Below are 24,321 nucleotides of genomic sequence, written 5' to 3'. Positions count from 1 at the left end.
AAGAGCTGATCCGTAATATTCAAACCTTCGTGGACCATTACAATGAAAAGGCTGCACCCTTTATTTGGACCGCTACCGCTGATTCTATCTTCAAGAAATTAAAACGACTTATGTCAATTATTAATGACACAGGACACTAGGGATCAAATCATTACCTCCATCCATCGAGAGATGGAAAGCTCCTTTACGCAGCGAACGAAACAACAAAGGGCGGAGGACATCCATCAGGTGATCGACAGCGAAACCGACAGGGTCATCAAGGATATCCCCATTCCTCTCGAAGCAGGAGAACATGGTCTCGGTCATCACGGAGAATTCAGCAAGGACGGGAAGTGTTTCTTTCTCTGTAATGAACACATTAAGGACGGAGGCTTTATGAACAAGACCAAAGCGCTTGCCAATAGCGCCATAGTGTTGTACTTTATCATCGGGCTTGAGATCATGATAATGATAAGCCCCTTTGCCGGGTTCTTCTATTCGGTGTTCGATCCGTTTCTTCTGGCAACAGCAAAATACCCTTCGACAAAATGGCTCAGCGGATTTTTTCTCCCTCACATGGTTGTATGCAATAGACAATCGCGAAATATCTCTTCCATGCTATGGCAGGGTATTGCTGATTTCTTTGAAGAGGTGCAGGTATCAGCAACCTGCACCTCTGAGGCGCGGGAGTGAGGGATTTCCCTTTCATCTCAGGCATCGTTTGGCTGCTTCCTCCCTATAGGGGAGGGAAGCCCTTCCGTGAATCATCTTACTTAACCACACCGCATGCTGCCCTGGCGCCGCCGCCGCCAAGGGGTGCTGGCATATCGGAATAGTTGTCTTCCCCGGCATGGATCATCAGCGATCTGCCCCTGATGTCCGCCACCTTTAACCGGGGTGCAAGAACAGGAAGCGTTGCCTTCCCATCAGCAGCGACATAGAGAGGAGGCAGATCACCGAGATGTCCATTGCCATAAGGTCCCTCATGCTTGCCCGTTTTTGCAGGGTCATAGTGGCCGCCTGCTGCAAGGGCAGGGACTGCTTTCCCGTCCTTCATGGCATGGGAGCAATCAGGCTTTTCATGGACATGGAAGCCGTGCAGTCCAGGCGTCAGATCGCTCAACTGCGGAGTGAGTATCATGCCATACTTGCTGTCTGACGCTGTAATAGTACCGATTTCCTTACCCACTCCCTGTTCGTTCACCAGGTTAATCTTGACGACTACCTCTTCAGCAAAGACAAGACTGGAAAGCAACAAAACGGATGCTGCCACACCTAATGAAGTTCTCCACATAGTCTCCTCCCTTGGTTTTATGTTCCCGGGCCGGAATGCCGGCCGGTCTCTCCGGGGCATCCGTGCCCCCCGGTACCGTGACTATTATTCTATGCCGCCTTGATGCTTCACTCAGAGGGAATCATTCCTATTTAAAAACTACCGCGGAATCTGTCTCTTGTCAAATCCTCTAGCATTACCCGTCGAAGAGACCTTCACAGAAGGGGATCTGTCCGATGCCTTTCCCTTATCCCGGCGGCCAGTGCATATGCCTTCCGCCAAGGAGGTGGAGATGGATATGGTAGACTGTCTGCCCTGATTCGGGGTTTGTGTTCATCACGAGCCTGAAGCCCCGTTCGGCTAAGCCCCTCTCCCGGGCGATCTCATTAGCGGTCTTGAAGAGACTGCCGATAAGAACGTGGTCCCCCTCCCCGATCTCCAGGGTTGTTGCGATGTGTTTCTTGGGGATCACGAGCACATGCATCGGCGCCTGTGGATTGATGTCCTCGAAGGCCAGGATGCTGTCGTCTTCGCGGACGATCCTTGCCGGTATTTTCCGACTGATGATTTTGCAGAATATACAGTCACTCACCGACGAGCGCCTTTCTCAGCGGCAGTGGTATCCGACGGTAGAAGCAGGTCCTGTTGCCAGTGTGGCAGGCCCCGGCCCCATGCTGCCTGACCTTAATCAAAAGGGTATCGGCGTCACAATCATAGAAAACCTCCTTCACTTCCTGGACATGGCCCGATGTCTCGCCCTTCTTCCAATACTTTTGGCGTGACCGGGACCAGAAATGGGTATATCCGGTATCGAGCGTCATCTTCAGAGATGTCTCATTCATATAGGCCATCATGAGGACATCGCCCTTTTCACTGTCCTGGATGATCGCAGGAATAAGACCCTTATCATCATATTTCAATTCAGGTATCATCTCGCCTCCCGCGCTAGAGTTTATAACCGATCTTCCTGAGAAACCCTTGCCGCTGTTTCCTATCACCTTCTCCTTCCAGCCCCTTTGGCGGAAATCCATCAACAACGCCGATAATGCCCATCCCCTGTTTCGTCGAGGCGACGATCACCTCCAAGGGATTCGCCGTCGCGCAATAGATCCCGCAGACTTCAGGACAGTTCTTTATCGCATTCAGGACGGCTATGGGGAAGGCACCCTTCAGGAATATGCAAAATACATGTCCGGCTCCTATGTCCTGCAGGATCCTCACGCACAGGCCTCCCAGTTCCTCGTCATTTGCCTCTGCCCTTATGAGGCAGGGGCCCGAGGCCTCGGTAAAGGCAATGCCAAACTTTGCCTGGGGCACGGTTGTGGCAAGGATCTCGTAGAGGTCCTCGGCAGTCTTGATAAAGTGGGTCTGGCCGAGAATGATATTGCACCCTTCAGGGATGGTTACTCCTATTGCCTTGAGTTCCATTAAACCCTCCTCCTTCAAAGGATATCATGATTGAGAGGGTATTCCGGCAAAGACATACCCTGTTTCTGCCAAGGTTTTTTGTCGTAATAAACCGCCCTATTATACCATCTGTGATATAATGATAAAAAACTTTTTTCGGAGATTACACGCCTTAGATGACAAAGATCTGCGCCCTCTTTCTCCTTTTCCTCATTGCCCTTCCCCTTGCCGCACATGGAGTGGAGATCGTGGCTCCCGAGGTCGAGCTGACAAACGATGAAGTTTGCGTCTCAACCTCGCTGATCCTCGATGAAAAAAACCTTGCCGACGTGAAGAACGGCATATCAAAGGAACTAACCTTCTATCTTGACCTTTACCGGGTATGGAACGCCTGGCCTGACGAATTCATCGCAGGCAGGAAGATCCAGAAGACCCTCAGGGTTGATCCTGTGAAAAAGGAATATACTGCTGCGGCCTCTGACGGCACAACCCTCGTGAAGAGGAGATTCAAAGACCTCGATTCGATGCTGGCTTGGACGCTCGCCATCAAAGATCTCCCCCTCGTCCATGTAAGGGAACTTGAGCCTTCCAATTATTTCGTGAGGGTTACCGTTGAATCCCGTCTGAGGTCCCTGCCTCCCGTTATCGGATACCTTCTCTTTTTTGTCCCGGAGAAGGAATTCAAGATAGCGAGAGATTCTTCAGTCTTCTCCATCGGAGGCCTGCGGTGAAGAAGCTCGGCCTCGTCTTCTCGGCGCTCCTCTTCTTTATTCTCCTTGCATCGGCCATCGAAGTCCATTTCATGAGGCTCGGCTCTCTGTCGATAACGGCGAAGGTCATCCTCCTCATCCTCATGAATGTCAATATCCTTGCACTCTTGACGCTGATGTTCTTTGTCGGGAAGAACCTGACAAAGCTCTACCTCGAACGGAAACGGAAGGTGCTCGGATCACAATTCAAGACCAAGATCGTCGTCATCTTTGTGGTGCTGACATCGATCCCTTCTGTTCTCCTCTTCCTGGGGGCGAGCGGCCTCGTGACCAATTACATAGACCGGTGGTTTACACCCCAGTTCCGGCAGCCCATCGACAGCGCGCTGAACATAGCGAGTTCGGTGTATGACATAGAGAGGAAGAAGACCCTGGAGGCGGCGAAAGCGATCATTTCACGGGGTTCCCTGCCGATAGAATACAGTGTCATTCATCTCACCGAGATGCCTGAAAACCCTTCCGACGTGGTGCGAGAGGCTTTTGAAGGGAAGGAAGGCACCGAGGTTCTGTCGGATGATGACGGTGATATTGTCCGGGCAGCAGTCCCCGATGTAATGCCGGGGAAGAAGACAGGAGTCTTGATCGTGGATTCCCGCGTGCCAAGGGAGATCACAGGAAACGTCGAAAAGATCAAGAACGCCTATGAGGACTACGTAAAACTCGAGGCTTGGAAACAACCCCTGAAATTGAATTATCTCCTCTTCCTCGGTTTTTTCACGCTCATCGTTATTTTCATGGCCCTCTGGGTCTCCCTCAGGCTCGCGAGAGGCATTACGGAACCGATCCAGGGTCTCGCCCAGGCAACGGGCGAAGTTGCATCAGGGAATCTCGATGTGAGTATCGGCGTTGATCGGGATGACGAGATCGGTCTCCTCATAAACTCCTTCAATCATATGGTGAAAGAGCTGAAAGACGGAAAGGAATCCCTCCAGGAGGCCTATATCGAATCCGACAGAAGGCGACTCTCCATGGAGAACATCCTCGAAAACATCCAGAGCGGCGTCATATCCCTTGATGCGAATGGGAACAGCCTTACCATAAACAGGGCTGCATGCTCTATCCTCGGCGTCAGACCAGAGGATGTCATCGGCAAGAATTATCGCGAGATCCTCTCCCGCATCAAGTCTGATTCGCTTCAGGAAATGGTTCACGGGATACGGCTGAAGGATCTCGGAAGCGTCGGAAGGGAGGTCTGGGCGACCGTTAAGGGGAAACGCCTGCTTCTCAAGGTATCGATCATGGGGTTGCGGGACGACGTTTCCGGGTACCTTGGCCTCCTCGTCGTCTTCGACGACCTGACGGATATGATAAAGGCACAGCGGGCATTGGCATGGCAGGAGGTCGCGAGGAGGATGGCCCACGAGATAAAGAATCCCCTCACACCCATTAAGCTCTCGACGGAACGGATGCTAAAAAAATGGGAGCAGAAGGACAGTGATTTCGGGCAGGTTTTTGAACGGTCGACAAAAACCATCATCAGAGAGGTCGACAGCCTGAGGGGTCTCGTGGACGAATTTTCCCGGTTTGGCAAAATGCCTGAGATCGTGAAGGCGCCCTCTGCCCTCGGTGGTATAATAGAAGAGGTCGTTAACCTTTACCGGGATTACAAGGACGTTACGATAACGGCTCAGATACCGCCGGAGACGCCGTTGATAGACCTGGACGGCGACCAGTTCAAACGGGTCCTCATTAATCTCTTTGACAATGCGATCCATGCGATGAACGGCCGCGGGAAGATCGTCGTGAGCGTCATGTATAACACCAAATCGAACAAGGTATCTCTCGATGTTGCTGATGACGGCCCGGGGATACGGGAAGAGGACAAAGAAAAGCTCTTTCTTCCGTATTTCTCGACGAAGGACGGTGGTACAGGTCTCGGGTTAGCGATTGCGAGCAAGATCGTCGCAGAGCACAGAGGCTACCTCCGCGTGAGGGACAACGAACCACGAGGGACGATCTTCACGATCGAGATGCCGATGAAGGAGGGATAGATTGAGACCTGTCGTCCTTATCGTCGACGATGAAGAAGGCATACGGGAAAGCCTCACCGCCATCCTGGAAGACGAGGGGTATGATACCATAACAGCGGGCTCAGGGGAAGATGCGCTCCGCGTGCTCAAGGATACGGGCGTCGATCTTGTTCTCCTCGATATCTGGCTTCCAAAAATGGATGGCCTCCAGACCCTCAAAGAGATAAAGGCGCAGAAGAGGGAGATCCCCGTCATCATGATCTCAGGACACGGGAATATCGAAGTTGCCGTAAAGGCCACGAGGATGGGGGCCTATGACTTTCTCGAAAAACCCCTTTCCCTCGAAAGGGTCCTCCTCAGTTCAAAAAGGGCGATGGAGAGGAGCGCCCTGGAGAAGGAAAACAGGACGTTGCGAGAGGATATGACGAGGAAGTGGAGACTTGTGGGGGAATCGCCCGCGATGAGTGAGCTCCGTGAACAGATCGAGATGGCGGCGCCGAGCAACAGCAGGGTCCTCATAACAGGCGAGAGCGGTTCCGGAAAGGAAGTGGTCGCGCGACTGCTCCATGAAATGAGTCCCCGTGCTGAAAGACCCTTTGTTGAGGTGAATTGCGCCGCCATACCCCATGACCTCATCGAGAGCGAGCTCTTCGGCCACGAGAAGGGATCTTTCACCGGCGCATCGGAGAAGAAGAAGGGCAAGTTTGAACTCGCAGACGGCGGGACGCTTTTCCTTGATGAGATAGGAGACATGTCGATCCAGACACAGGCAAAGGTGTTGCGGGTTCTGGAAACGCAGGAATTTCAGCGTGTAGGCGGAAGCGCGAACATTAAGGTCGATGTGAGGATTATCGCTGCAACGAACAAGGTCCTCATGGAGGAGGCTGAAAAAGGCACCTTCAGGAGCGACCTCTTCTTCAGACTCAATGTCATACCGATTTCCGTGCCTTCTCTCAGGGACAGAAAAGAGGACATCCCTCTCCTCGTCGATTATTTCCTCCAATCTCTCCTCGCTGAATACGGACAGCCGCAGAAAAAGATGACGCCCGCTGCCATCCATGAGCTCCAGCAGTATGACTGGCCCGGGAATATCAGGGAGTTGAAGAACCTCATCGAACGACAGGTAATCATGACGCCTTCGACGGTGATTGACGTCAAGGATATCCAGATTATCAAGGGGAGACAGAGCGGTCCCGATTATTTCAATTACCAGACATTGAAGGAGGCAAGGGACGCCTTCGAACGGGATTTTCTCGCGCGGAAGATCGAAGAAAATAACTGGAACATATCAAAGACCGCAGAACTTCTGGATATCGAACGAAGCAATCTCCACCGGAAGATAAAGGCTTACGGGATCCAGCCCCCCGGGAACAGATACCAGGAGACCTGACCACGAGGGGCTCAAGGAAGGGAATCCCTTGCCTACTGGGCATTCTCAACCTCCATAGGTCATAAATTTCGGGATCGATGTCCGATTTGTAGGCAAGAGTCGGGGTTATTGGCAGGCCCGCTCATGCGGACCGTAAACGCCTCTTGACACCAGACAGACCATTATTAGGATTGTGTGGACGAAATAATAGCCAAGGGCTATTCTCTTGCCGAGAAACGGATGTAGGCATCGAGAGAAGACGGATGAGTGATCCGGCTTAAAACCCTGCCACAGCAGCACGGGACAACTCCACAAAAGTTTGCGGAAGGACCCCGAGACAAAGCACCGCAAAAACGCTAACGGCCAGGGCGATTCCGGTGTACGGGGAAGTCGAAAGCGGGACTTCCACCCTCGGCTCCCTCATATACATGAGCATAACAATCCTGAGGTAGAAGTAGGCCGAAATAGAGCTGAAGATTACGGCGGCAATGGCGAGCCAGGCGTAACCGGCGTGTACCGCTGCCATGAAGAGGTAGAACTTTCCGATAAAGCCTGCAGTCGGCGGAATACCGGTGAGGGAAAACATAAAGACGAGCATCAGGGCCGATGCAAGGGGATGGGTCTTTGCGAGGCCCTCATATTCTGATATCTCTTCGCCCCGCCATTCCTCGGTTCTCAGCATAACCACGATCGCAAAAGCGCCCATATTCATGAAGGCATAAATGAAGAGGTAGTTCATCATGCTCGCCATGCCCTCTCCTCCTCCCGAAATAACGCCGATGAGCGCATACCCTGCATGGGCGATCGATGAGTAGGCGAGCATCCTCTTGATATTCGTCTGAGAGAGGGCAAGGATATTCCCGACAGCCATCGTGAGGACTGCGATCGGAGCGAGTATCGCCGCCCAGTTCACCTCAAGGCTCGAAAAGGCGATGAAGAAGACCCTCCCCAGGGCCGCGAAGCCTGCTGCCTTCGGTCCTACTGACATAAATGCCGTGACAGAGGTCGGCGCACCTTCGTAAGCATCGGGCGCCCACATGTGAAAGGGCACCGCAGCTATCTTGAAACCGAAGGCAACGACGAAGAGGATCATCGAAAGCAGGAGCGGAGGGCTTGTTTCTACCCCCTGCTTCGAAAGATACCCTGCAATGACCCTCAGGCTTGTCGTTCCCGTCAGCCCATAGATAATTGCTGCCCCGTAAAGGAGGAGGGCAGAGGCAAAGGCCCCGAGGAGAAAATACTTCAAGGCAGCCTCGTTGGACTTTCGTTCATGCCTGAGAAAGCCCGCCAGGACATACGTACTCAAGGCCATGAGCTCAAGGCCGAGGTACAGGACGATGATGTCTCCAGCCGACGCCATGATCATCATACCGAGGGTCGCGAAGAGCATGAGCGCGTAATATTCTCCGAAGTTCACCTTCTCCAGTTCAATATATTTGACGGATATGAGCGTTGACAATACGAGGCTCATGAGGAAGATGATTTTGAAAAAAAGGCTGTAGCCGTCTGCTATGTACATGCCTGAGAATATCTCTCCCGATGGGCCCGACAAAGAGTACATGACTACACCTGCGCTTATGATAGTGACAAGCGCGACGATCTCCTTCCTCCTGACGGCGAGGTCTATCATCAAGACGGCCAGCGCAAGACAGAGCATGATGATCTCGGGCATCATCGGACTTATATCGGGCATCTGCATACAAGAACCTCCACGCGTAAACTCAATGTCAATACCATTGGCCGACGATCGCTGAAGTATCCCTTCACCGCAGTATCTCCGCAATCTTCTCCGCAACCTGCAGCTCCTGTCCGCCTGCTGAATGAAGCCTCTCGATGAGATGCTGGACAGAAGGGTGGAGAAAACTCAGGAAGGTATCGGGATATATGCCTATCCAGAAGACAAAGACCATCATCGGCACGAGCGTGATAATCTCACGCATGTCCATATCCTGAAGGCCGAAAACCTTTTCGTTCGTCTCCATAAAGAAGACCCTCTGGTAAAGCCAGAGCATGTAGGCGGCGCCGATAATGATGCCGGTGGCAGCAAAGACGCCGGCCGCCTTGCTCGCGGCGAAGCCGCCGAGGATGATCAGGAACTCCCCGATGAAACCGTTCATGCCGGGCAGCCCTATGGAGGCAAGGGTAAATACCATGAAGAATGCAGCATAGACGGGAAGCACCGTCGCAAGACCACCATAGTCTTTGATCTCCCTGGAATGCGTCCTGTCGTAGATCACGCCGACCGAGAGGAAGAGCGCGCCGGTTACAACCCCGTGATTCAGCATCTGGAGTATTCCCCCTTCGAGACCCTGTATGTTGAGCGCGAAGATCCCGAGGGTCACGAACCCCATATGGCTTACTGAACTGTATGCGATGAGACGCTTCAGGTCTGTCTGGGCAAGGCATACCACAGCGCCGTAGATAATGGCAATCACCGAAAGGATCATCATAGGACCCGTCATTGCCCTTGATGCCTCAGGGAACAGGGGGAGGCTGAACCTGAGGAATCCGTAGGCCCCCATCTTTATCAATACTGCCGCGAGGATGACGCTCCCGGCTGTCGGTGCCTCGGTGTGTGCATCAGGGAGCCACGTATGGACCGGGAACATGGGGACCTTGACGGCGAAGGCAGCGAAGAATGCCCAGAAGAGCCAGAACTGGATCTCATAGGGGTAGGTCTTCTTCATGAGTTCAAGGATATCAAAGGTGTTGCCTGCCTGGAAGTAGAGGACGATGATCCCCACGAGCATGAGTACGCTTCCGACAAGGGTATAGAGGAAGAACTTTATGGCCGCATAGACCCTCTTTGGCCCGCCCCAGACACCGATAAGAAGATACATGGGAATGAGCATCGCTTCCCAGAAGAGATAGAAGAGGAAGAAATCAAGGGACGAAAAGACGCCGATCATCGCGCCTTCGAGAATGAGTATGGCGATATAGAACTCTTTCATCTTGGTCTTAACGGAATTCCAGGAGATCAATACGCAGAGAATTGTTACGAGTGTAGTAAGAAGAACAAAGAGGACACTGATGCCGTCGAGCCCGACATAATAGGTGATATTCCAGGAGGGTATCCATTGATGCCTCTCGACAAACTGCATGAAATGGGTCGTCTTGTCAAATTCCGTAAAGAGCGGAAGGGAGAGGAGGAATACAACGATGCTCACGAGAAGGGCAATCGACTTTGTTAGACCCTCCTGGTTCCTTCCCACGAGCAGGAGTATTGCCGCACCGATGAGCGGCGTAGCGATAAGGGTACTGAGAATAGGATAGCTGAGGCTGTTTGTCAACGTCTCCATAAGACTCCTTTCCTACCGCCCAAGAGATGCCATGAGATGGTGCCTACCAGAACAGGACCATAATGATGAGGACAAAGGTACCGATCGCCATGATCGACGCATACTCCTGCACCTTTCCTGTCTGTATCTTTCTCAGCACTTCGGAAAACTTTCCGATGGCAGCCGGCACACCGTTTACGATGCCCTCTATGATCTTCCCGTCGGTGACGCCGACGATCACACTCCTGGCAACCCAGAGGGTCGGCCTCACGATGATGAAGTCATAGAACTCATCAACGTAGTATTTGTTCCAGAGGATCCGGTAGGGCCCCGCGAAGGTCCGGCCAAGCCTCTCTGCCAGGTCTGTCTTCCTGAGATACATGACCATCGCTGCACCGATACCCGTGAGCCCAACGATGACCGAAAGGCCCATGATGGCCATCTCTTCTGCATGGGTACCGTCGCCCTTGGCATGTCCCACGACAGGCGCAAGAAACTCCGCAAAGTGTTCCCCGCCGCCGAGAAGGGGCGGTATCCCGACCCACCCTGAAGCAACTGCCCCGACGGCGAGTATGATAAGAGGGATGATCATGATCTTGGGCGATTCATGGAGATGGTGCTCCTGCTCATGGGTGCCCCTGAAGTCTCCGTGGAATGCAAGGAAGATGATCCTGAATGAATAAAAAGCCGTGAGAAGGGCGGTGAGCGCTCCGATCACGAAGAGAATGTGGCCGAGAGGCCCCGAGGAATAGGTCCTCCAAAGGATTTCGTCCTTGCTGAAAAAGCCTGCGAAACCGGGAATTCCGGCAATGCTCAGGGAAGCGAGAAGGAAGGTTATGTAGGTCACCGGCATGTATTTTCTCAGTCCGCCCATCTTCTGGATATCGAGCTCCCCTGCCATGGCATGCATGACGCTTCCCGCACCGAGGAAGAGGAGCGCCTTGAAGAAGGCGTGGGTGTATAGGTGGAAGATCCCCGCGCCATAAGCGCCGACGCCGCAGGCCAGGAACATGTATCCGAGCTGACTCACCGTTGAATAGGCGACGATCCTCTTGATGTCGTTCTGCACGAGCGCTATGGTCCCTGCAAAGAGCGCCGTCACCGCTCCCACCACGGCAACGACATTCATGGCAAGGGGGGAGAGGTTGAAGATCGGGTTACAGCGGGCAACGAGGAAGACGCCTGCCGTAACCATGGTGGCGGCATGGATCAGGGCGCTGACCGGTGTCGGACCCTCCATGGCGTCAGGGAGCCAGATATGGAGCGGCAGCTGCGCGGATTTTCCCACAGCGCCGCAGAAGAGCAGGAGTGCGATGAGGGTGATGAGATCGACATCGAGACCGAGGAAGTCGACGGTCTGACCGGCCAGGCTCTTGACCGAAGCAAAGACCGGACCATAGTGGAGCGTGCCAAGGGTAAGAAATACCATGATCACGCCGAGGCCGAATCCGAAGTCACCGAACCTGTTGACGATGAAGGCCTTCTTCCCCGCATCGGAGGCTGACTTCTTCTCGTACCAGAATCCGATGAGGAAGTAGGAGCAGAGCCCGACCGCTTCCCAGCCAAAATAGAGCTGGAGGAAATTGTTCGACATGACGAGCATGAGCATAGAGAAGGTGAAGAGGCTCAGGTAGGAAAAGAACCGGTAGTAGCCCTTGTCTCCGTGCATGTATCCGATCGAATAGATGTGGACGAGGGAGCTTACCGTCGTGACGACGATGAGCATCACTGCCGTGAGCTGGTCTATGAGGAAGCCCACCGATGCCGAGAACCCTCCTGACGTTATCCACGTGTAAAGGTCTTCGTTGATCGTCCTGCCCTGGAGGACGTCGAAGAGGGTCATGACCGAGATCACCCACGACACCACAACCGCTCCCGTCGAGACCCAGTGGGCGTTGTTCTTTATGAACCTTCTCCCCAGGAGGATATTGACAAGAAATGCTGCGAGGGGAAGAAAGGGTATCAAGAGATAATTATTCATAGATCACTCCCTGCATGGTATTTTTTCGTTCTCCCGTGCTCATCCTGCCTTCGCCATCACCCCTTCATCTCGTTCACTTCATCGATATAGGTCGTTGTCCTGTTCCTGAAGAGGGCGATGATGATGGCCAGGCCTATCGCTGCCTCGGCCGCTGCCACCGCTATGATGAAAAAGACGAGGATCTGTCCTCTCATATCCTGGAGATAACGGCTCAGGGAGACGAGAGAGATGTTCGCCGCATTCAGCATGAGCTCAATGGACATGAACATGATGATGATGTTCCTCCTGATCAAGAACCCGGCGACGCCGATCGCAAACATTCCCGCACTGAGCCACAAATACCATTGTAATGGAACCATCGTCAACTCCTTAGCTTTTTCTTGGCAAGCACAATCGCGCCGATGAGCGCCACGAGCAAGATGAGAGAGACCACCTCGAAGGGGTAAAGGAATTCCGTATAAAGGATTTTCCCGAGTACCCTCGCGTTTGTCTCTGCCTTTATGGTCTCAGGACCCACGACACCCTGAGGCCCCAAAACGAATGACTGCAACGAAAGTACCGTCATGAGGAAGAAGACAAAGGCCGTGGCCAAGCCGAAAGGCCAGCGCCCGACGAACCGCTCAACTACGACCTCTTCCTTCAGGTTCAGGAGCAAGACGACAAAGAGGAAGAGGACGAGGATCGCCCCGGCATAGACCATCACCTGGATAGCTGCGAGGAATTCGGCATTGAGCGTAAGATAGAGCCCTGCTATATGGAAAAACATGAGGAGCATGAAGAGCACGCTGTGCACGGGGTTCTTCGTCGATATGACGAAGAGCGCGAGAACGATAATTACGCCTGCGAGATAGGCAAAGAGTAATTCGGCAGTCATGGAGATCTCCTTCCGCGTGTCCTTAATGGCAGCCGTTTCACACTACCGCTCCCTTTTCCTAAAGACCGCCTGCGCCTCGGATGATCCGAAGTCGGCAGTGCGGGGATGCCAGAACTTCTTGAAATATTCCATGTTCTTTTTCGGCCCCATATACCTGTCCCAGTTGTCAAGGAGCTTCTCCTTTGTCATGAAAAAGGCTTCCCGGGTATAATCGGCATATTCGTAGTGCTCCGTGAGGACGACCGCGGCGTAGGGACAGGCCTCAACGCAAAAAGCACAGTATACACACCTCAGCACCTCAATCTCGTACCGTTCTACGATTTTCTTGTGGTCGGGGCTGTCCGCCGTATAAACATGGATACATTGTGAGGGACATATGGCAGCACAGAGTCCGCATCCGACGCATCTGGCCTCTCCTGTCTCCTGGTCCCTTACTAAGGCGTGGAGACCCCTGAAGCCGGGCATCGCAGGCCTCTTTTCTTTGGGATACTGGCGCGTCACCGGGTGAGTGAACATCATCTTCAAGGTCAACGCCATCCCCTTGAGGATCTCCGTCATGAATACCGTCTTTACGACACCTTTCATTTTCATACCAGCACCTTCGCAATCCCTGTAAGGACGATGTTCAGCAATGCAAGGGGTATGAGCACCTTCCATCCGAGACTCATGAGATGGTCATACCGGTATCTTGGCAGGGTCGCCCGTATCCAGTAGTAAAAGAAGATGATGAAATACACCTTTGCGAGAAACCAGGCAAAGGGCAGGTAGGGTATCTCGAAGGGCCCGTGCCAGCCGCCGAGGAAACAGACGGTCCCGATGCACCCCATGATGATCATGCCGATATACTCGGATACGTAGAAGAGGGCGAACCTCATGCCGCTGTATTCCACGAAATATCCCGCCACGAGCTCACTCTCGGCCTCAGGGAGGTCAAAGGGCGGCCTGTTCGTCTCTGCTATCGCCGACAGGAGGAAGACAAAAAAACCGATGATCTGGGGGAAGAGGAACATGCCGAGGGGGTAGTGTTCCTGGGCCTTGACGATATCGGTGAGCCTGAAGGAGCCTGCGAGCATCATGACGCCTACAAGGCTCAGCCCCAGGGAGATTTCGTAGCTGACCACCTGTGCAGATGACCTGAGGGCTCCCAGGAAGGAATACTTGGAATTGGCTGCCCAGCCTGCCATGATGATGCCGTAGGAGCCGAGGGAAGACATGGCAAGGACAAAGAGAAGACCGACATTGATATCGGCTATGACGAATCCCTCGAAGAAGGGGATGACCGCTATCGACGTCATTGCAGCAAAGACCGCGATCACGGGAGCTATGAAGAACATCGGCTTGTCGGCATCAGCGGGGATGATGTCTTCCTTGAAGAAGAGCTTGACAAAATCTGCTATCGGCTGGAGCAGGCCATGGAACCCCGTCCTCATCGGCCCGAGTCTCACCTGCATATGGCCGATGGTCTTCCGCTCAAAGTAGGTGGCATAGGTGACGTGGAGCATCAACGCCCCGACCACAACGGCGATCTTCAGCAGCATGAGCACAACCTTTATCATGGCATCAAAGGATCCGGGACCTGCAAAGAGTTCAAGAACGTTCATGTCTCCACTCCGCCTTCAATAAATTTTTGCCTCTTTCCTCATTCAAACGTCCCTCTGTCATTTGCCCTTTCTGAACATGAGGTTCATGACATCCATATACTGGCTGTTCATATTCCTCACGAGAGCGGCAAGATGCATCGAAAGCCTCCGTAATATCTTGGCGGCCGTCAGGGGACTGGACTGGATCAGACGGTCAAAATCGGACTTCTCCAATACCGTCAGCTCAGTCCGCTGGTCTGACACAATCGTCGCGTCATGGGGGCTTCCGTCAAGAAAAGACATGGTACCGAAGATATCACCTTTCTTCAGGGTTGCTATGCAGAACTGATCACCCTCTACCGTCGCCCTGTTGATCCTCACCTTGCCCTTGAGTATAATGTTCAGGCTGTTGCCCTTGTCCCCTTCAGTGTATATCACGTCATTGGGCGCACACTCTTTGCACGTGAGTATGGCCCCGATGATCGCTCTCTCAGAGCTGTCCAGGTCCCTGAAAATATGGATGCCCTGGATTACGCCGTCTTCCATAGAGCCGGAAACGATGCTTTTACCGGTCACACTCTCCGAGAACGATGTCGATCGTTCCGATATTTGCGATGACATCGGCTATGAGAGCGCCTTCGCACAGCGTCGGAAGTACCGACACGTGGACAAAAGACGGCGACCGTAGTCTCATCCGATACGGTCTGCCCGTTCCGTCGCTGATAAAATAGAACCCGAGCTCACCCTTCGGCACCTCTGTCGCCACGTAGATCTCTCCTTCGGGAGCGGTCGTCGGACCTTTTGTTATCAGGACAAAGTGGTGGATCATCGACTCCATGTTCTGCAGTACCGTATCTTTCGGAGGAAGGGTAAACTTTGGCGCGTCAGGGGCCATAATCGGGCCTCTCGGGAGCTGTTCAATGCACTGCCTGATGATCCTGTTCGACTGCCGGAGTTCCTCCATCCTGCAGCGATACCGGTCGTAGACATCGCCGTTCTTCCCGATAGGCACGTCAAAGGCAACCTTATCATAGGCGTCATAGGGCGCATGTTTCCTCACGTCATAGAGGACTCCTGATCCCCGTAACGTTGGACCTGTCAATCCCCAGTTTATTGCGTCTTCCGCGCTTATGACGCCGATGCCTTTTGTCCGCTTCAACCATATCCTGTTCTGATCTATCAAGGTCTCGTATTCCTCGATCCTCCTGGGGAACTCCTCGGTGAACTGATAGAGGCTGTCAAGGAACTCCTGGCTCACATCGTTCCTGACGCCGCCGATCCTCGGATAGCTCACGGTCAGGCGTGCTCCGCAGGTCATCTCGAAGAGGTCCATGAGCCATTCCCGCTCACGAAAGGAGTAGAGGAACATGGTCATAGCCCCGATATCGAGGGCATGGGTCGAGACGCCGATGATGTGGCTGCTGATCCTCGTCATCTCAGCCATCATCGTTCTGATATACTTAGCCCTTTCAGGAGGCTCGATACCGAACAGTCTCTCTACGGCGACGCAATAACCGACATTGTTGGACATGGACGATATATAATCGAGCCTGTCTGAGAGCGGCAGCGCCTGAAGATAGGTCCTGTTTTCGCCGAGTTTCTCCGTTCCCCGGTGAAGGTATCCGACATAGGGCGTGCACTTGATGACCGTCTCTCCATCGAGTTCGAGAAACAGACGCAAGACACCATGGGTCGCGGGATGCTGGGGACCCATGTTGATGGTGAGCTCTTTTGTCCTTAGTTCCTTCGTCTCCTGATCCATTTTACCTGACCTCATACTGCCTGTTCCTCTCGGCGGTCTCCATGACCTCCTTTATCCCCTTCCACTCCATCTCACCAAGATCGCTCTTCAGGGGATAATCTTTTCTCAGGGGATGCCCTGTCCAGTCTTCAGGGAGGAGTATCCTCCGGAGGTCGGGATGGCCTTTGAACCGCACACCGAAGAGGTCGTAGCACTCCCGTTCATGCCAGTTGGCGCCTTTCCAGATTTCGACGACGCTATCGATCGTGCAGTCGTCTGCAGGGACCTCGGCCTTCAGACGGACGGCATGCCGGTGCTCCATCGAAAAGAGCTGATAGACGACTTCAAACCTCGGTTCCTTTCTCCCGAGATGATCGACACCGCAAAGGTCTTCAAGAAAGTCAAAATACAGTTCAGGTGTATCATGGAGATACCGCATGATCTCCTTGACCAATTCCCTCCGGATGAGGACCGATACCTGACCGCGGAATTCCCTGATCTCTTTCACTTCCTCAGGAAACCGGTCTCTTATCTTCTCGGCGATCTCTCGTGCTTCCATCCCTTCTCCGTCTCTGATGTGATATTTCTCATTCTTGCTGATGTTTGAGGAGTCTCAATGGGGACTGATTCATCCCTGATGCCTCACCGCCACCTGCTCCATTTGAACCTCTCTCCGCTGATCTTCTCCTGGAGTTTTATCATCCCCTGCATGAGCGCCTCGGGCCTCGGCGGGCATCCGGGGACATAGACGTCCACGGGGAGGAAGGTGTCGCAGCCCTGCACCGTGCTATAGGTATCGTAGATGTTTCCTGAACACGCACAGCTCCCCATGGAGATCACGTACCTCGGCTCAGGCATCTGGTCATAGACCCTTCTCACGATAGGGGCCATCTTCTTTGTCACGGTACCTGCGACGATAACAAAGTCGGCCTGCCTCGGTGAGCCCCTGAAGATTATTCCCAATCTGTCCAGATCATAGTGTGACGATCCCGTCGTCATCATTTCAATGGCACATCAAGCCAGACCAAAGGTCATGGGCCACATGGATGAAAGCCTTCCCCAGTTTATGAGCTTGTCAAGGCTGGCGATGATCGTACTGGCACCGGGGATCACCTTCAGGCCCTCTTCGACCTCCACGACAGCCGTTACGCCGTCTATTACCATCTACCCTCACCTCCTCTCACGAAAGCGATGATTGCTGATAGCGAATGACGATTCGATTGCAAGGATCATGAATCTTCAAGCGGGAACCGTGTCAGTCCCATCTGAACGCTTCTTTCTTCCAGGCGTAAAAATACCCGACAACGAGGACAGCGATGAATATCATCATCTCGATGAACGCATAGAGTCCGATCCGGTCAAAGACGATCGCCCAGGGATAGAGGAAGACGGCTTCGACATCGAACACGACAAAGAGCATCGCGATGATATAGAACTTGACCGAGAAGCGGTACCGGGGTTCTCCGACAGGCTGATTGCCTGATTCGTAGGGCATGAGCTTTTCCCTGTAGGGTCTCCTGAGCCTGACGAAGGATCCCACAAGGAGAGCGCCAAGGCCAAACCCCAGGGCTATGACCATGGTGATGATCGCCGGTATATACTCTCTCGGGATAACAGAACTCGTCATACCATGTCCTTTCGGGAGAAGTAACCATCCGTCGAAACCATCATTTTATACACTAAATGCCAAAAGAGTGTCAACAAAAAAAACAATAACGGATCTAATATTCTAATTTGAGGGAGAGGAATAATTTTTTGTGATTTTGTGATAGAATTTCGTCATGATCAGAAAGTCCCTGAATTCCCTGGCGGGAAAGCTCATCCTGGCCGTAGGGTGCCTTATGGCTCTGGGCAGCATCATCTTCGGGTATATCTTTATCCACTATCAGGAAACCATTATGATGAAGAACCTCATCAGCAGCGCAACGGCAACGGCAGACCTCGTGAAACGAGGGATCTCTCGCGGCATGCTTGCCGGCGATAGGGACTCCATAGAGAAGACGGTCGAAACGATCGCCTCGGGTTCGGGCATCCGGGGAATTACGATATTCGACATGAAGGGGAGAATAACGTATTCATCGAAGAAGGGCGAGGTGGGCCGTTCAGTCGGGAAAGATTACCCCACCTGTCAGATCTGCCACCGGGACAGCGAAAAGCCTCTCAGTGCAATTCCCGATTCAGAAAACTGGAGGATCGTCTCTGACCGCAGCGGCACGAAGACGCTGACCAGGGTTGTCCCTATGGCGAATGAGCCTTCCTGCTACGGGGCCTCCTGCCATTATCATCGGGAAGATCAGAAGATCCTCGGCGTCCTCGAAACCAATGTCAGCATGGCTGCCGTGGATGCCGCGATCGCTCAAAGTCGCATCGGGACCCTGCTGTTCGGGGGTCTCTTCATCATGATCATATCCGTCTCTCTCTGCATCATTCTCTATAAATTTGTCTCGAAGCCCGTCTCGCTCCTCGACGAAGGGATGAGGAAGATATCCAAGGGGAATCTCGATCATGTGATCGAGATCCCCACGAACGATGAGATGGGCCTCCTTGCGCAGACATTCAATTCCATGGCAAAGGATATCAAGAAATACCGGGAGAGCATGGAGAACTGGACAAAGGCCCTCGAAGAGGAAGTCCAGAAGAAGAAGGCGGAGATTGTGAGGGCCCATGATCATCTCATCAACGCAGAGAAACTGGCCTCTCTCGGAAGGATGGCAGCAGGCGTGGCCCACGAATTGAACAGCCCGTTAACGGGCATCGTCACCTTTGCTCATCTCATGCAGAAACGCATACCCCCCGAGAACAAACAGGACATCGAAGACCTTGAAGTCATCATCGAACAGGCAAACCGGTGCTCCAAAATCATCAAGAGCCTTCTCGGGTTCTCGAGAAAGACCTCTGCGGAAAAGACCCTGACGGACTTTAATGCCCTTCTCCGGAATACCATCTCCCTCGTCACTAATCAGGCAAAGTTCCATAATATAAAGTTCAACCTCACCCTTGAGAGCAGCCTCCCCTCCATTCTTGCAGATCCGAACCAGATGCAGCAGGTCTTCCTGAATCTCTTGATAAACGCGGCTGACGCAATGAATGAGAGAGGCGAGGTGACCGTCGTGACGCGGTTGAGCGACGACAGCCTCAACGGCAGGAAACAGATCGAGATCGAGTTCAGTGATACGGGCCCCGGTATACCGCCCGACCACGTCGGCAGGATCTTCGAGCCCTTCTTCACGACAAAGCCGATCGGGAAGGGGACGGGCCTCGGCCTTTCCGTCAGTTACGGGATCATCAAGAAACATGGGGGGAACATCTTTGTACGGAGTGAGCTCGGCAAGGGTGCGAGCTTTTTTGTGCGGTTACCGTTGGAAGCCACACCGGGGATAGGATAATATAAGGATGACGCTGCGAGAAGTGATCAGACTCCTCGATGGCGAGGTGATTCTCAGCGCGGGGGATATGGATTCCGACGTCAGTACGGTCTGCAGTTCCGACCTTATGAGCGATCTGCTCTGTTTTGCGACAAAGCCGAGATCCCTTCTCATCACGGGGCTCGTCAATCCCCAGGTGGTGAGAACGGCGGAAATCGCCGATCTGAAGGCCATCATCTTTGTTCTCGACAAGAGACCCGACAAGGAGACGATCGAGCTGGCAAGAGAGAAGGATATCCCATTGATCGCAACACGGTTTTCGAGATTCACCTCATGCGGCATCCTCTATGCAAAAGGTCTCCAGAGCTGTACCGAGGATGCAACGCTATGAACAAGGGCAACAGGGAAGGGAGCTTCCATATCATCGGAGGAGATTTTACGAACGCCGGGGTGGCGTCGAGCGAGTTGAAATCCGTTCTCACAGGGCTTGGCATCGACATGAAGATCGTGAGGAGGGCCGCCATCGCCAGCTTCGAGGCTGAAATGAACGTGATCATCCATGCAACTGCCGGCGTGATGTATTATTCCGTTACCTCCCAGGAGATCAAGATCGTTGTCACCGACATGGGTCCGGGCATACCTGACATTCCGCTGGCGATGACCGAAGGATACTCGACTGCTCCCGACTGGGTGAGGGAGAAGGGGTGGGGAGCGGGAATAGGACTGCCCAACATCAAGAAGAATTCCGACGATTTTAAGGTCGATTCTGTTGTCGGGGAGGGAACGACGCTCGAAATAATCATAACCATTCATAGGGAGGATCACGGCCATGAATCTCGGTGAGGTAGTCAAGGCATTGTCCCTTGAAGCGAGGACGGCAGATGTGGATCTCGAACGGGAGGTGACCGGGTGCTATATCAGCGACCTGCTCTCTGATGTCATGGCAAACGCACAGGAAGGCGAAGTCTGGATCACCCTCCAGACGCACCCAAACACCGTTGCCGTGGCTGTCCTGAGAAACCTGGCAGCCATCATCCTGACGAATAAGAGAAATCCCGAAGGAGAGACCCTGACGAAGGCCGATGAAGAAAGGATCCCGATTTTTGTCACGTCCCATTCGACCTTTGAGGCGGGGGGCAAGCTCTATCAGTTCCTTCGATGTTGAGTACGTTTCTGGCCGATCTTCATCTCCATACCTGTCTTTCTCCGTGCGCCGATCTGGATATGAGCCCCCGGGACCTTGTGGGAGCAGCGAGAGCACGGGGGCTGGACATCATCGCCATAACAGATCACAACTCCTGCGAGAATGTCGAGGCATCAAAGAGGGCAGCCTACGGGACAGGGATGACCATCCTCGGCGGGATGGAGGTGTCAAGTTCAGAGGAGGTTCACATCCTTGGTCTCTTCAATGAAACGGGACAGATGTTGCGCATGCAGGACATTATCTATGAGAATCTTCCCGAGCAGGAAAATGACGAGAGGCTTTACGGGCATCAGGTGATCGCAAACGAATTCAATGAGGTCCTCGCGTTCAACAGGAGATTGCTCATAGCGGCGACGAAGCTGAACCTCCGCGAATTGGTGGAGACCATTCATTCCCTCGGAGGACTGGCCATTGCCAGTCATATTGACCGTGAGAGCTTTAGCGTTCTTTCTCAGCTGGGTTTCATCCCCGCTGACGTGCGATTCGATGCCCTTGAGCTCTCCCCAAAAATGACAAGGGGCCTTGCAGAGGCGCAGTTTAAGGGGCTGCGGAATTTGCCCTGGGTCTCTTTTTCCGATGCTCACCATGTTGCCGATATCGGAAGAAGAGTCACGACCTTCAGACTGAAAGAGCCGACCTTGGAAGAGATAAGGCTCGCCCTCGTGAAGAGGGATGGCCGCGACACCTGCTGGGAGACCGAATAAATGGAAGACCTCTCCCTGCATATCCTTGACATCGCCGAGAACTCTGTCACTGCCGGCGCCGATCTCGTGGAGATACGCGTTGAAGAGGATACGGCAAATGACCGGCTGACTCTGGAGATCAGGGATAACGGAAGGGGCATGGACGAAGAGACCGTAAAGATGGTCACAGACCCTTTCTTTAGCACAAAGACCGTCAGGAGGGTGGGCCTTGGGTTGCCCCTCCTGAAGCAGTCTGCAGAGGAGTGTGACGGGTGCTTTTCGATCACTTCGGGGCAGGGGAAGGGGACAACCATAACAGCACGTTTCAGGAACAGCCATATCGACAGGAAACCGCTGGGGAATATCGCGGCAACGCTGACGGTTCTCATAGCCGGAAATGAGAGGATCGATTTCGTCCTTGAGTATAAAAAGAATGATTACACGTACCGCCTCAGTACTGCCGAGATTAGAGAGGACCTTGGAGAGATACCTATAAACAGGCCGGCAGTCCTGAAGGCCATAAGGGAAGATATTGAGCGGGGAATAAGAAGCCGTCAGGGTTAACCGAAGGAGTATCCATGGAAGACGAGGAAAAGGTTGGGACACGTGGATCGCTGCACATGGTATGATATAGGGTCACGGAAGGAGGGCGATGAATGGCCAAGCCGAAGATTCTTGTGATCGATGATGAGGAGATTGTGCGGGTAAGCTGCAAGAAGTGCCTGGCGCCTGAGGGCTATGACGTTGACGTTGCACCGAGCGGGATCGAGGGTATGAAGATGGCTGAGACGAGTGCCTACGACCTCATTCTGACGGACCTCAAGATGCCCGACATGGACGGGATGGAGTTTCTCCTGAAGACAAGGGAGAAGCGGCCGGCCGCAAAGGTGATCATGATAACGGGATACAGTACGGTCGAGAATGCTGTGAAGGCGATCAAATCAGGCGCATTCAATTATATCGAAAAACCGTTCACCCCTGATGCCCTCGTTGCCGCGGTTAAGGATGCCCTCGATTCGAAATGAGGAGCGGGGCTTAGCCGGAACATCATCCTCCCTCCTTCATGAGCATACCTCCCTCGCCTGTCCTGCCCGCATTGCATCTTTATGATATGAATACTGCCGTTCCATGGCCTTCCCTGAAGAAACGTGGTAAACTTCCTCAAGCACCTCTATGATCTCTGCTAAAGAGAAGATTATCATTATTGATGACGATGAGATCGTCAGAAAGAGCTGTGGAAAGATACTCGCTCCTGAAGGCTATGCACTGGAGTTCTCGGCCAACAGCACGGAAGGGCTGAACAGGCTCAGGAAGGAGCACTTTGATCTCGTGCTCACAGACCTTCGCCTGCCCCACATGGACGGCATGGAGGTACTGAGGATGATCAAGGAGAACTGGCCCGGTACGGAAGTGATCGTCATAACCGGTTTCGGATCCGTGAAGACCGCTGTCGAGGCCTTGCGCTACGGGGCGTACGACTATATCGAGAAGCCTTTTGCGCCCGAACAGCTTCTCCACGCTGTGACACGTTGCCTCGAAAGAAAACACCTCCTCGTCGAAAACCTGCGGCTGAGACAGGAGATGCACGCCCTGTACCGCATGGAGAATATCACCGGGACTTCGGCGGCCATGCAGAAGGTTTTTCACCTCATCGCAACGGTAGCACCTGCAATGACAACGGTTCTCATAACCGGGGAAAGCGGAACAGGCAAGGAGCTCATTGCGAGGGCGCTCCATCACAACAGCCCGCGCAGGAATGAGCCCTTCCTTGTTGTCGACTGCGGGACGATCCCCGACGCCCTCATGGAGGCCGAGCTCTTTGGTTATATGAAGGGTTCTTTCACCGGGGCGATGGAGACGCGCAGGGGCCTTCTCGAGCTTGCCCATCGCGGGACTATTCTCTTCGATGAGATAGGGAACCTCGGCATTCCGATGCAGGCGAAACTCCTTAGGGTGCTGCAGGAGAAGGAGTTCAGGCCTCTGGGAGGAAGGACCATGTCGAAGGTCGATGTCAGGATCCTCGCTGCAACAAACAGAGATCTGTCAGCAATGGTTCGGGAAGGAACATTCAGGGAAGACCTCTTTTATCGGCTGAACGTCTTCCCGATAAACCTTCCACCCCTTAGAGAGAGGAAAGAGGACATCCCGGCGCTCGCCGATCATTTCATCAGGAAATTCGGGAGGGAGACGGAGAAGGAGGTATCTTCAATCTCTGCAGAGGCAATGAAACGCCTCATACTGCACGACTGGCCCGGCAATGTAAGGGAGCTCGAAAATATCATTCACCGCGCCGTCATCCTCTGTAAAGGCAAGGCACTGAGGCCCGAGCATATTCTCATAACAGGCAGAAAGGAGCCCGAAATTCCCAAAACAAGCGTAGAGTTGAAACAGATGAAGAAGAAGCTGAGGGTCAAGTCAGTCGAAGATCTCGAAAGGGCTTTTGTCGTCAATGCATTAGACCGCAGCAAGTGGAATATTACAAGGGCGGCTCAGGAGGTGGGGATGCAACGGACAAATTTCCAGGCACTTCTGAAGAGATATGGGATCAAGAGGGGATAATGCACTTGAGAGTGGAGAGGGGCTTTCCCGTAACAGTTCGCCGCTCTCCGCCGCTCTCTTTGATATAACCCAGAGGATCCTCGGCCCTTCACTGGCACATACCATGTGTATAAAAAAAATATTCAACTCGCCAGGTGTAAAGAACTGTCCCGCTGTCAATCCAGTCGCTGCTCAGGAAGAGTGAGCCCCTCAGAACCTACGGTCTTGGACAGAAAAATGTATATAAAAAGCATACACCATAAACAAGAAAGTCTTTATTGTCTATGGCTTACTCTGGGTCATGGCTGT

The 24,321-nt window shown here is 53.2% G+C and carries 29 protein-coding genes; 12 read left to right on the top strand and 17 right to left on the bottom strand.

Features of this window, described 5'->3' with window-relative positions; translation table 11 throughout:
* Positions 1-228: 228 nt before the first annotated feature.
* A complete protein-coding gene (locus VFG09_12380) occupies positions 229-672 on the top strand; it encodes a hypothetical protein (protein ID HET6515951.1) in 444 nt (147 codons plus the stop codon).
* Positions 673-748: 76 nt separating this feature from the next.
* Here VFG09_12380 and sodC read toward each other — a convergent pair whose 3' ends face one another.
* From sodC to VFG09_12360, 4 genes are all read right to left on the bottom strand, one after another.
* Positions 749-1,273, bottom strand: a complete 525-nt coding sequence (gene sodC, locus VFG09_12375) for a superoxide dismutase [Cu-Zn] SodC (GenBank protein ID HET6515950.1) — start codon at positions 1,271-1,273, stop codon at positions 749-751.
* A gap of 226 nt (positions 1,274-1,499) precedes the next feature.
* Entirely contained in the window at positions 1,500-1,844 is a 345-nt protein-coding gene (locus tag VFG09_12370; GenBank protein HET6515949.1) for a histidine triad nucleotide-binding protein, read from the bottom strand.
* Positions 1,837-2,184: a phosphoribosyl-AMP cyclohydrolase gene (gene hisI, locus VFG09_12365; protein ID HET6515948.1), complete on the bottom strand. Its 348-nt coding sequence runs from the start codon at positions 2,182-2,184 to the stop codon at positions 1,837-1,839. Before hisI ends, VFG09_12370 begins: the two co-directional genes overlap by 8 nt.
* Before the next feature lie 13 nt (positions 2,185-2,197).
* Positions 2,198-2,680 (bottom strand): adenosine-specific kinase, encoded by a 483-nt coding sequence (locus tag VFG09_12360; protein HET6515947.1) that lies wholly within the window; start codon positions 2,678-2,680, stop codon positions 2,198-2,200.
* Positions 2,681-2,835: 155 nt separating this feature from the next.
* Here VFG09_12360 and VFG09_12355 point away from each other — a divergent pair, with 155 nt between their 5' ends.
* Genes VFG09_12355 through VFG09_12345 form a run of 3 tightly spaced genes read left to right on the top strand, consistent with a single transcriptional unit; the run spans position 2,836 to position 6,789 of the window.
* Positions 2,836-3,390: a DUF4390 domain-containing protein gene (locus tag VFG09_12355; protein HET6515946.1), complete on the top strand. Its 555-nt coding sequence runs from the start codon at positions 2,836-2,838 to the stop codon at positions 3,388-3,390.
* On the top strand, positions 3,387-5,420 hold the full coding sequence (locus VFG09_12350; protein HET6515945.1) for an ATP-binding protein: 2,034 nt from the start codon (positions 3,387-3,389) through the stop codon (positions 5,418-5,420). The genes VFG09_12355 and VFG09_12350 overlap by 4 nt, the downstream gene beginning before the upstream one ends.
* A 1-nt stretch (position 5,421) precedes the next feature.
* Complete coding sequence (locus VFG09_12345) at positions 5,422-6,789, top strand: sigma-54 dependent transcriptional regulator (protein ID HET6515944.1); 1,368 nt, start codon at positions 5,422-5,424, stop codon at positions 6,787-6,789.
* 256 nt (positions 6,790-7,045) lie between these two features.
* On the opposite strand, the gene VFG09_12340 is transcribed toward VFG09_12345, so the two are convergent.
* The 13 genes from VFG09_12340 to VFG09_12280 form a co-directional block, all read right to left on the bottom strand.
* Positions 7,046-8,467, bottom strand: coding sequence for an NADH-quinone oxidoreductase subunit N (locus tag VFG09_12340; protein HET6515943.1), 1,422 nt, complete (start codon positions 8,465-8,467; stop codon positions 7,046-7,048).
* Positions 8,468-8,531: 64 nt separating this feature from the next.
* Positions 8,532-10,067 (bottom strand): NADH-quinone oxidoreductase subunit M, encoded by a 1,536-nt coding sequence (locus VFG09_12335; protein HET6515942.1) that lies wholly within the window; start codon positions 10,065-10,067, stop codon positions 8,532-8,534.
* Positions 10,068-10,110: 43 nt separating this feature from the next.
* Complete coding sequence (gene nuoL / locus VFG09_12330; protein ID HET6515941.1) at positions 10,111-12,027, bottom strand: NADH-quinone oxidoreductase subunit L; 1,917 nt, start codon at positions 12,025-12,027, stop codon at positions 10,111-10,113.
* A gap of 56 nt (positions 12,028-12,083) precedes the next feature.
* Entirely contained in the window at positions 12,084-12,386 is a 303-nt protein-coding gene (nuoK, locus tag VFG09_12325) for an NADH-quinone oxidoreductase subunit NuoK (protein HET6515940.1), read from the bottom strand.
* A gap of 2 nt (positions 12,387-12,388) precedes the next feature.
* On the bottom strand, positions 12,389-12,901 hold the full coding sequence (locus VFG09_12320; protein HET6515939.1) for an NADH-quinone oxidoreductase subunit J: 513 nt from the start codon (positions 12,899-12,901) through the stop codon (positions 12,389-12,391).
* Positions 12,902-12,943: 42 nt separating this feature from the next.
* The gene (gene nuoI, locus VFG09_12315) at positions 12,944-13,492 is read right to left on the bottom strand and encodes an NADH-quinone oxidoreductase subunit NuoI (GenBank protein HET6515938.1); all 549 of its coding nucleotides are present in this window, start codon (positions 13,490-13,492) and stop codon (positions 12,944-12,946) included.
* On the bottom strand, positions 13,489-14,502 hold the full coding sequence (gene nuoH, locus VFG09_12310; GenBank protein ID HET6515937.1) for an NADH-quinone oxidoreductase subunit NuoH: 1,014 nt from the start codon (positions 14,500-14,502) through the stop codon (positions 13,489-13,491). The genes nuoI and nuoH overlap by 4 nt, the downstream gene beginning before the upstream one ends.
* 57 nt (positions 14,503-14,559) lie before the next feature.
* Entirely contained in the window at positions 14,560-15,057 is a 498-nt protein-coding gene (locus tag VFG09_12305) for a cyclic nucleotide-binding domain-containing protein (GenBank protein HET6515936.1), read from the bottom strand.
* Positions 15,047-16,243 carry an NADH dehydrogenase (quinone) subunit D gene (gene nuoD / locus VFG09_12300; GenBank protein ID HET6515935.1) on the bottom strand — a complete coding sequence of 399 codons (1,197 nt, stop codon included), beginning with the start codon at positions 16,241-16,243 and terminating at the stop codon, positions 15,047-15,049. Before nuoD ends, VFG09_12305 begins: the two co-directional genes overlap by 11 nt.
* Position 16,244: 1 nt before the next feature.
* A complete protein-coding gene (locus VFG09_12295) occupies positions 16,245-16,781 on the bottom strand; it encodes an NADH-quinone oxidoreductase subunit C (protein HET6515934.1) in 537 nt (178 codons plus the stop codon).
* An 83-nt stretch (positions 16,782-16,864) separates the two neighbouring features.
* Positions 16,865-17,224, bottom strand: coding sequence for an NADH-quinone oxidoreductase subunit NuoB (gene nuoB, locus VFG09_12290; GenBank protein HET6515933.1), 360 nt, complete (start codon positions 17,222-17,224; stop codon positions 16,865-16,867).
* 12 nt (positions 17,225-17,236) lie between these two features.
* Positions 17,237-17,386, bottom strand: coding sequence for a hypothetical protein (locus VFG09_12285; GenBank protein ID HET6515932.1), 150 nt, complete (start codon positions 17,384-17,386; stop codon positions 17,237-17,239).
* A gap of 91 nt (positions 17,387-17,477) precedes the next feature.
* The gene (locus tag VFG09_12280) at positions 17,478-17,849 is read right to left on the bottom strand and encodes an NADH-quinone oxidoreductase subunit A (protein ID HET6515931.1); all 372 of its coding nucleotides are present in this window, start codon (positions 17,847-17,849) and stop codon (positions 17,478-17,480) included.
* 154 nt (positions 17,850-18,003) lie between these two features.
* Between VFG09_12280 and VFG09_12275 the strand changes: the two genes are divergently transcribed.
* The 8 genes from VFG09_12275 (at position 18,004) to VFG09_12240 (ending at position 24,033) form a co-directional block, all read left to right on the top strand.
* Complete coding sequence (locus tag VFG09_12275; protein HET6515930.1) at positions 18,004-19,608, top strand: ATP-binding protein; 1,605 nt, start codon at positions 18,004-18,006, stop codon at positions 19,606-19,608.
* Between the two features lie 7 nt (positions 19,609-19,615).
* Positions 19,616-19,978 (top strand): hypothetical protein, encoded by a 363-nt coding sequence (locus tag VFG09_12270; GenBank protein HET6515929.1) that lies wholly within the window; start codon positions 19,616-19,618, stop codon positions 19,976-19,978.
* Positions 19,975-20,430 carry an ATP-binding protein gene (locus VFG09_12265; protein ID HET6515928.1) on the top strand — a complete coding sequence of 152 codons (456 nt, stop codon included), beginning with the start codon at positions 19,975-19,977 and terminating at the stop codon, positions 20,428-20,430. Before VFG09_12270 ends, VFG09_12265 begins: the two co-directional genes overlap by 4 nt.
* Positions 20,417-20,752 (top strand): DRTGG domain-containing protein, encoded by a 336-nt coding sequence (locus tag VFG09_12260; protein ID HET6515927.1) that lies wholly within the window; start codon positions 20,417-20,419, stop codon positions 20,750-20,752. The genes VFG09_12265 and VFG09_12260 overlap by 14 nt, the downstream gene beginning before the upstream one ends.
* Positions 20,746-21,495, top strand: a complete 750-nt coding sequence (locus VFG09_12255; protein ID HET6515926.1) for a PHP domain-containing protein — start codon at positions 20,746-20,748, stop codon at positions 21,493-21,495. Before VFG09_12260 ends, VFG09_12255 begins: the two co-directional genes overlap by 7 nt.
* Positions 21,496-22,038, top strand: a complete 543-nt coding sequence (locus VFG09_12250) for an ATP-binding protein (GenBank protein HET6515925.1) — start codon at positions 21,496-21,498, stop codon at positions 22,036-22,038.
* Positions 22,039-22,130: 92 nt separating this feature from the next.
* Positions 22,131-22,499: a response regulator gene (locus VFG09_12245; protein HET6515924.1), complete on the top strand. Its 369-nt coding sequence runs from the start codon at positions 22,131-22,133 to the stop codon at positions 22,497-22,499.
* Positions 22,500-22,647: 148 nt separating this feature from the next.
* Positions 22,648-24,033: a sigma-54 dependent transcriptional regulator gene (locus VFG09_12240; GenBank protein ID HET6515923.1), complete on the top strand. Its 1,386-nt coding sequence runs from the start codon at positions 22,648-22,650 to the stop codon at positions 24,031-24,033.
* The last annotated feature ends 288 nt before the right edge of the window (positions 24,034-24,321 follow it).

The sequence above is a fragment of the Thermodesulfovibrionales bacterium genome (assembly GCA_035686305.1).
Taxonomy (GTDB): Bacteria; Nitrospirota; Thermodesulfovibrionia; order Thermodesulfovibrionales; family UBA9159; genus DASRZP01.
This window is presented reverse-complemented; position numbering and strand designations above follow the sequence as displayed.

What these genes read in the sequence shown, in the direction of transcription:
- sodC (HET6515950.1), bottom strand. Translation starts at nt 1,273, where the DNA reads ATGTGGAGAACTTCATTAGGTGTGGCAGCATCCGTTTTGTTGCTTTCC.
- hisI (HET6515948.1), bottom strand. Translation starts at nt 2,184, where the DNA reads ATGATACCTGAATTGAAATATGATGATAAGGGTCTTATTCCTGCGATC.
- VFG09_12360 (HET6515947.1), bottom strand. Translation starts at nt 2,680, where the DNA reads ATGGAACTCAAGGCAATAGGAGTAACCATCCCTGAAGGGTGCAATATC.
- VFG09_12355 (HET6515946.1), top strand. Translation starts at nt 2,836, where the DNA reads ATGACAAAGATCTGCGCCCTCTTTCTCCTTTTCCTCATTGCCCTTCCC.
- VFG09_12340 (HET6515943.1), bottom strand. Translation starts at nt 8,467, where the DNA reads ATGCAGATGCCCGATATAAGTCCGATGATGCCCGAGATCATCATGCTC.
- VFG09_12335 (HET6515942.1), bottom strand. Translation starts at nt 10,067, where the DNA reads ATGGAGACGTTGACAAACAGCCTCAGCTATCCTATTCTCAGTACCCTT.
- nuoL (HET6515941.1), bottom strand. Translation starts at nt 12,027, where the DNA reads ATGAATAATTATCTCTTGATACCCTTTCTTCCCCTCGCAGCATTTCTT.
- nuoK (HET6515940.1), bottom strand. Translation starts at nt 12,386, where the DNA reads ATGGTTCCATTACAATGGTATTTGTGGCTCAGTGCGGGAATGTTTGCG.
- VFG09_12320 (HET6515939.1), bottom strand. Translation starts at nt 12,901, where the DNA reads ATGACTGCCGAATTACTCTTTGCCTATCTCGCAGGCGTAATTATCGTT.
- nuoI (HET6515938.1), bottom strand. Translation starts at nt 13,492, where the DNA reads ATGAAAATGAAAGGTGTCGTAAAGACGGTATTCATGACGGAGATCCTC.
- nuoH (HET6515937.1), bottom strand. Translation starts at nt 14,502, where the DNA reads ATGAACGTTCTTGAACTCTTTGCAGGTCCCGGATCCTTTGATGCCATG.
- nuoD (HET6515935.1), bottom strand. Translation starts at nt 16,243, where the DNA reads ATGGATCAGGAGACGAAGGAACTAAGGACAAAAGAGCTCACCATCAAC.
- VFG09_12295 (HET6515934.1), bottom strand. Translation starts at nt 16,781, where the DNA reads ATGGAAGCACGAGAGATCGCCGAGAAGATAAGAGACCGGTTTCCTGAG.
- nuoB (HET6515933.1), bottom strand. Translation starts at nt 17,224, where the DNA reads ATGATGACGACGGGATCGTCACACTATGATCTGGACAGATTGGGAATA.
- VFG09_12285 (HET6515932.1), bottom strand. Translation starts at nt 17,386, where the DNA reads ATGGTAATAGACGGCGTAACGGCTGTCGTGGAGGTCGAAGAGGGCCTG.
- VFG09_12280 (HET6515931.1), bottom strand. Translation starts at nt 17,849, where the DNA reads ATGACGAGTTCTGTTATCCCGAGAGAGTATATACCGGCGATCATCACC.
- VFG09_12275 (HET6515930.1), top strand. Translation starts at nt 18,004, where the DNA reads ATGATCAGAAAGTCCCTGAATTCCCTGGCGGGAAAGCTCATCCTGGCC.
- VFG09_12270 (HET6515929.1), top strand. Translation starts at nt 19,616, where the DNA reads ATGACGCTGCGAGAAGTGATCAGACTCCTCGATGGCGAGGTGATTCTC.
- VFG09_12265 (HET6515928.1), top strand. Translation starts at nt 19,975, where the DNA reads ATGAACAAGGGCAACAGGGAAGGGAGCTTCCATATCATCGGAGGAGAT.
- VFG09_12260 (HET6515927.1), top strand. Translation starts at nt 20,417, where the DNA reads ATGAATCTCGGTGAGGTAGTCAAGGCATTGTCCCTTGAAGCGAGGACG.
- VFG09_12255 (HET6515926.1), top strand. Translation starts at nt 20,746, where the DNA reads ATGTTGAGTACGTTTCTGGCCGATCTTCATCTCCATACCTGTCTTTCT.
- VFG09_12250 (HET6515925.1), top strand. Translation starts at nt 21,496, where the DNA reads ATGGAAGACCTCTCCCTGCATATCCTTGACATCGCCGAGAACTCTGTC.
- VFG09_12245 (HET6515924.1), top strand. Translation starts at nt 22,131, where the DNA reads ATGGCCAAGCCGAAGATTCTTGTGATCGATGATGAGGAGATTGTGCGG.
- VFG09_12240 (HET6515923.1), top strand. Translation starts at nt 22,648, where the DNA reads ATGATCTCTGCTAAAGAGAAGATTATCATTATTGATGACGATGAGATC.